This is a genomic window from Limnospira sp., from assembly GCF_051859755.1.
Classification (GTDB): Bacteria; Cyanobacteriota; Cyanobacteriia; order Cyanobacteriales; family Microcoleaceae; genus Limnospira; species Limnospira fusiformis.
On sequence record NZ_JBIMLI010000192.1, the window covers coordinates 1 to 6,731 of the forward strand.

Consider the following 6,731-nt stretch of genomic DNA (forward strand, 5'->3'; position numbering starts at 1 on the left):
ATACAGTTAAGGGGTTAGACTGGTTGAAGGTCTAATTTTCCCTCTAGGAGGTTATTTCAGGCATTGCAGCCTTATTTCACTCCTAAACGTCTCGCACTGACTAATTATTCAATAATGCCCACCAACCACCATAGTAAATGGCTCTAACCATTGTCTAATAACGGATAGAGCCATTTAGGGGATATTTAGGGGTAAATCACCAAATGGGTCGGGGGTTAATCCTAAATTTTGGGGATAAAATCAAATTCACCTCCAGGGGAATGCCACCGACCACAATCATCATCTTATTTGGCGATCGCATTCATTGGAGAATCAGCCACCTCTGGCGAGTTAGAATTGGGTTCTAACGTAGGCATATCTGGTCTGAGTGCAGTCCACCATAAGGCGATCGCCGGAACCACACCAAATAATACACTTAATAGAGTCGGTAGTAGAAACTTAGGATCTAAAGCCACCACTGTAATTACCGCCCCAAAGCCAAAGTTAGTCAAATACACCAGTAAAGGTAGAGTCAACAGAGGTCGAGATAAAACAATCGGCTTACCTCTCCATAAAACCGCGGCCACCGTCATAAACACCAAACCTGTCCCCATCCATCCCGTAAGATTACGATAGGGCATTCCGAAAAATTCCCCTACCTCTTGGAATTGCCAAAACGGAAAAGGTGCTTGACTCATAGCCGGGTCTAGGACTAAATCCCAAGCCGTTAATAAAATCGCGGCCACCGCTAAAGCTGCTACATGACGCACCCAACTCGAAGCCAGCGTTACTTTTAAGCCACCCCTCGCTAGTAGGTAGCAGGTTAAACCCATATAAAACCAGGATAGGGGAATCGTAAACGGAACTAGATCCGCGATTTTATAGCCTAAACCGTTTAGATATTGGTAATGACCGAAAGGAAAACCTGTGCTAGTCCCCAGGAGTTCACTACTCAGCGATAGGACAATAGATGGCACCATAAATCCTAGGGTTGTAACCAGCCCTAGGGTGCGATAGGCGTATAAGCTAACTGCGATCGCTCCAAACACAATATAAGCTACTCCTCCCCCTGCCATACTCAGTTGAAAGAAACTTTGTCCTATGGGGGGTAGGTTAATAATTAGTTCTGGATTAGGTAGAACTATTAGCAGTCCCGCTAGACCAAACAGGGTGGACAGGATATGGATGGTCAAAAAAAATCGCTCTTGCATCAGAAGTTGCTTCATGGGACTCCTCAAACAGATATGAAACGCAGACCGCGTTTCCGAAAACTTTATAAATCTTTATACAACAATAGACTCATTTGCTGTTAAACGCGACCCCCCTGTTTAACTATATCCCTAGCCTCACCCTAAACCAAAATCCTATATCTGCCATATTGACAGACAGACCATTGACAACTATTCTTATTAAAGTCCAGACTAATCTATAATAATTTTGAATTAGCTGGTGGGACTAAAGCCAGAATGGTAGCCCATGTCTAGGAAAGTCCCAGGTTGTGTCCTGGTTATAACAGACTATCAACCAACCATTGCACCAATATCCATATCATACCCTGCCTGCGGTTGCAAAAATCGATTACTAGGGCTATTCATATCTCAGCAATTGAGAAATATTATGAATATCAGCTCACCTTGAAACTTGAGAAAATGACATGAAACGAAGAAAAGTTATCTCTTTAATTGGGTTAGCAATAGCCACCAGCGCCATCTCCATCGCTTGTGGTCAACAACAACCAACCACCGATACAACCGCCACCAATGGTACAACAGGTGCAACCTTAGTCGTTTATTCTGGTCGCGGAGAAGACCTAATTAGTCCAATGTTTGAGCGATTTCAAGCTGAAACTGGCATTCAAGTCAATGTCCGTTATGGGGATACAGCCGAATTAGCCGCCACCATCTTAGAAGAAGGTCAAAATTCCCCAGCCGATATTTATTTTGCTCAAGATGCAGGAGCTTTAGGTGCCCTGCAAAGAGAAGGGCGCACCCGTACTATTCCAGAAACCTTACTCAATCAAGTAGACCCTAGGTTCCGCTCTCGCGAAGGACAATGGATTGGTATTACCGGACGCGCGCGCGTATTTAACTACAATACAAATCTACTCAGCAGCGATCAAGTTCCTAACTCCATTTGGGAACTTACACAACCCGAATGGTCGGGACGCATTGGCTGGGCTCCAACTAACGGCTCCTTCCAATCCTTTGTGACCGCTCTGCGAAAGCATGAAGGCGAAGAACGCGCTAGAGAATGGGTAGAAGCTATGCAAGCCAATAACCCCCAGGTCTATCGCAATAATACAACCCTTGTCGAAGGCTTGGGGCGCGGTGAAGTAGCCCTGGGATTGACAAATAACTATTACTTGTTCCGCTTTATAGCCGAAGATCCCAATTTCCCCGTATCCTATCACTATGCCACCGGTGATGTAGGTTCCATGATCAATATAGCCGGAGTCGCTATTATCGATAGCACAGACCAACCCGAAGTAGCAGAAGTCTTTATCGAGTTTCTGCTTACTCCAGAAGCACAGCAACACTTCGCCCAAGGGAATAGTGAATATCCCTTAATTGATGGAATAGAACCACCAAATGGACAGATTCCTATTGATCAGATTAATCCCCCAGATATCGATCTCAGTAACTTAGAAGACTTGGAAGGAACACTAGAGTTGCTGCGAGCAGCGGGAGTTTTATAACCAGGGAACCCCATCCTATCAATCAGGAAGCACTAGACCTCTTCCTGATTTGTTCAGAAAACTTGCTCCTTAAACAGACGTTTATTACCATTTATGGTATAATTGCTTCTGATTTTTGCCTGACTTATTCAGGTACTTCCGTTTATAATATCCCCCTAATTTTTCCTATTATCCCTTCATTAAATGACTATTAACCTAAAGAAAACATTATCCTTAAATAGCTATTTCTCCACCAAGCGATCGCATCCTCCCATTTTTTTAGTCATCATGGCTGCCATAGTCGCTTTAGGCATGGCATTACCCCTGGTTTACCTAGTAATTAGGGCCATGGGCATTGGATTAGTCCCCTTCATCGCCCTTATATCCCGACCCCGCACCATTCAGGTATTTTTCAACAGTATAGGTATGGCCTTATCTGTCACACTCCTATCTGCTTTGATTGCCATTCCCCTAGCATTTCTAATAGTACGCACCAATTTACCCGGGCGGCGTTTTTGGTCAGTAGTCACCACCTTACCCCTAGCTATCCCCACCTATGTGGGCAGTTTTGCCCTATTAGCCTTCGTCGGACCCCGTGGCAGTATGCTCCAAATTCTCCTCGAGCCCTTGGGAGTCCAGCGGCTACCCTCTATTTATGGCTGGTCTGGAGTAATTATCGCCACCACACTATTTTCCTACCCTTACATATTGCTCACAGTGCGATCGAGTTTACAAGGTATGGACCCAGCCATGGAAGAAGTCTCACGGGTTCTCGGATATACTCCCTATCAAACCTTCTGGCGAGTCACCTTACCACAACTGCGGCCAGCGATCGCCGCCGGGTCTCTACTTGTCTCACTCTATGCGCTCCAAGACTTTGGCACTCCCGCACTCATGCGGTTTGAGTCCTTTACCTACGTCATTTTTTTGCAATATCGCACCAGTTTTGACCGTAGTATGGCCGCCGCCTTATCCCTAGTATTAATCGCCTTAGTCGGGTTGATTTTATTGCTAGAATATCGAGCGCGATCGCGAGCAGCCTATTATAGTAGAGGTTCAGCTAGTCAACATCAACAACCCTTGATTCCCCTAGGTCGCTGGACTTGGTTAGCCCTCGGTTTTTGTATCCTGATTACACTATTTTCCCTAGTAATGCCCCTCGGAGTTTTATTCTTCTGGTTAGGGCGTGGTCTGCGAGTAGGTCAAAACCCCATAGAATTGATCACAATGATGTTACCCGCCGCCTACAACTCCATCTATAGCTCAGGTCTAGCTGCCATCATTTCCACCCTGTTTGCACTCCCCATCGCCATTCTCGCCGTCCGCTTTCCTAGTCGCCTCACAGCCATCTTAGAGCGCACATCCTACATCGGTTTTGGAATGCCGGGAATTGTCGTATCACTCTCCCTCGTCTTCTTTGGAGCCAATTATGTACCCTGGCTTTATCAACAACTACCCATGTTGCTGTTTGCTTATCTAGTCTTATTCATTCCTCAAGCCGTCGGAACATTGCGCGGCTCACTACTTCAAGTATCCCCAAACCTAGAAGAATCTGCCCGTATTTTGGGACGCACACCCTGGGAAACTCTACGCCATGTCACCTTACCACTCGTTCGTCCTGGCGTGATTAGTGGCGCTATGTTAATCTTCCTCACCTCCATTAAGGAATTACCAGCCACTCTATTACTCTCTCCCATTGGCTTTCGTACTTTAGCCACCCAAATTTGGCAAGCCACAGCAGAAAGTGTCGCCTTTACCCAAGCCTCAGTTGCTGCTCTCATGATGTTGTTCGTGTCAACCTTAGCTACACTGATTATTCTCTCCCAAGAACGTCGCATCAAAAACGCCCAGCCTAGCCTTACCCAGTCAGAAGACTAGGACCATCTGATGATTATGTTAACTTTTGTAAAGAAAAGTTAAGAAATGTTAAAAAAAATTCCTTCCGCTGGGGGGTTGCTTTAGGAGGGTTACTTGTGTTATTATTTTAGATAATGGGAATATTGACAATTTTATTTTTTGCGTCAAGATTAAAATTATAAGTTAGTCTCTAACATAGCACCATCTGCCACCCCTTGTCAATCTTTTGAGAAATTAAGCCCAACCGGGAACAGGAAAATTAATAATTAATTATCCCGGCTCCCTTAACCAATTTCTGCTCAAAGTCTAACCCTGACCGGACTACGATTTTCTGTCAGGGATAACTCAGATTTAACAATCATGGAAGTTCCGGTCATTTCTGGAGGTTGTGGTAACTGGAGTATTTCCAAAATAGTCGGAGCTATATCCGCCAAACAGCCATCACTTCTCAAAGGTACATCAGTCCCGTGACCAGGAATTTTACGGACTTCCCCTTCAACCAGAATAAAAGGAACTGGGTTAGTAGTGTGAGCAGTCCAGGGATTACCCTGTTCATCGGACATATATTCAGCATTACCATGATCAGCAATAATAATGGCTGTTCCCCCGGCTTTAGAGATACCTGCTAACAATTCTCCCAAACAGCGATCGACGGTTTCAATAGCCTTAACCGCAGCATCTATTATCCCGGTGTGACCGACCATATCGGGGTTAGCATAATTGATCACAATCAGAGAATAAATCCCTTTAGCGATACCCTCAAGAGCCACTTCTGTGACTTCCTCCGCAGACATTTCGGGTTTTTGGTCATAGGTAGCCACGGCGGGACTGGGAATGAGTTCTCGATCTTCCCCCTCAAAAGGATGTTCTAAACCACCATTAAAGAAATAAGTCACATGGGCATATTTTTCGGTTTCGGCGGTCCGCAGTTGTTTCAAGCCATGATCAGCAATTACTTGTCCTAAGATATTATCGAGTCCTTGGGGTTCAAAAGCGACATCGACGGGATAGTTGGGGTCATACTGGGTAAAAGTCGCAAAACTCAGGGGTTGGATCAGTTCCCGTTCAAACCCATCAAAATCCTCCATAACCAAGGCTTGCGTAAGCTGTCTAGCGCGATCGGGTCGGAAATTAAAGAAAATCACCCCATCTCCGGGTTCGATCGCCCCTGGCGCTACTCTCATGGGGTTAATGAACTCATCGGTGATACCCTCTCCGTAGGATTCCCTCATGATCTCAGCTATAGTGCGATCGCTCTGTGGTCCATCGGTAGTCAGAATCGAATAGGCTTTTTTTACCCTTTCCCATCGATTATCGCGATCCATAGCATAGTAACGGCCGCTAATAGTCGCAATATGGCCCACTCCGATTTTTTCAGTGTAGTCTTGGATTTGTTGAAGAACCTTAATTCCATCATTAGGGTTAGTATCGCGGCCATCAGTAATGCCATGAATACAGACATTAGACAACCCCTTAGCCTTAGCCATATCCAGCAATCCCAGGAGATGGTCAACATGGGAATGCACACCCCCATCAGAGCATAAACCTATCAAATGTAACTTAGCCTCTCGCTGACGAACTTCCTCACAAACTTTACTCAAAGCGGGATTATTCTGAATAGTGCCATCAGAAACCGCATCAGAAATCCTCACCAACTCTTGGGGAACCACTCGTCCCGCCCCTAAATTCAAGTGACCGACTTCTGAGTTGCCCATCTGACCATCGGGCAAACCGACAGCGCGACCAGAAGCCTGAATTAATGTTCGAGGATAAGCAGTCCAAAGGCTATCCATTACAGGGGTATTGCCAACAGCAATGGCATTTCCGTCCGTTTGTTCACGATAGCCCCAACCGTCTAATATGATGAGTACAACGGGAGATACAGACACTGATGCCATGCCAACTTACCTTTTAGCGACGAGTGAATTCCATCGACATGATATCACCCCTTGACGAAACTGTTAACTCTTTGCTAGGTGAAAAGGCAACAGCAAGCTAATCTAGGCTTGACACTCCCCGCCCTTTAAGTCCCAAAAACCCTCGTAAATTTGTTAACCTGGGGTTATTACCAACCAGCCGATAATTTTAAACAGATGGCAGCTAGAAATGATGATTGTGGTTCGTTTCAAGCTACCCTTGACATGAGAGCATGATTTAATCACAAATTCGGTTAATATTTTAGGGCAATACGGTATAATAAGCGAGAAGGGTTGAGGATAAA

General features: G+C 45.4%; 4 protein-coding genes. 2 read left to right on the plus strand and 2 right to left on the minus strand.

Features of this window, described 5'->3' with window-relative positions:
* Positions 1-284 precede the first annotated feature (284 nt).
* Positions 285-1,205, minus strand: a complete 921-nt coding sequence (gene cruF, locus ACTIE0_RS21900) for a gamma-carotene 1'-hydroxylase CruF (protein ID WP_006625526.1) — start codon at positions 1,203-1,205, stop codon at positions 285-287.
* Positions 1,206-1,633: 428 nt separating this feature from the next.
* Between cruF and ACTIE0_RS21905 the strand changes: the two genes are divergently transcribed.
* A complete protein-coding gene (locus ACTIE0_RS21905; RefSeq protein WP_006669961.1) occupies positions 1,634-2,674 on the plus strand; it encodes an iron ABC transporter substrate-binding protein in 1,041 nt (346 codons plus the stop codon).
* Between the two features lie 183 nt (positions 2,675-2,857).
* Complete coding sequence (locus ACTIE0_RS21910) at positions 2,858-4,531, plus strand: ABC transporter permease (RefSeq protein WP_006625528.1); 1,674 nt, start codon at positions 2,858-2,860, stop codon at positions 4,529-4,531.
* Positions 4,532-4,809: 278 nt separating this feature from the next.
* Here the strand turns inward: ACTIE0_RS21910 and gpmI are convergent, their stop codons facing one another.
* Entirely contained in the window at positions 4,810-6,408 is a 1,599-nt protein-coding gene (gpmI, locus tag ACTIE0_RS21915) for a 2,3-bisphosphoglycerate-independent phosphoglycerate mutase (protein ID WP_006669960.1), read from the minus strand.
* Between the last annotated feature and the right edge of the window lie 323 nt (positions 6,409-6,731).

What these genes read in the sequence shown, in the direction of transcription:
- ACTIE0_RS21910 (WP_006625528.1), top strand. Translation starts at nt 2,858, where the DNA reads ATGACTATTAACCTAAAGAAAACATTATCCTTAAATAGCTATTTCTCC.
- cruF (WP_006625526.1), bottom strand. Translation starts at nt 1,205, where the DNA reads ATGAAGCAACTTCTGATGCAAGAGCGATTTTTTTTGACCATCCATATC.
- ACTIE0_RS21905 (WP_006669961.1), top strand. Translation starts at nt 1,634, where the DNA reads ATGAAACGAAGAAAAGTTATCTCTTTAATTGGGTTAGCAATAGCCACC.
- gpmI (WP_006669960.1), bottom strand. Translation starts at nt 6,408, where the DNA reads ATGGCATCAGTGTCTGTATCTCCCGTTGTACTCATCATATTAGACGGT.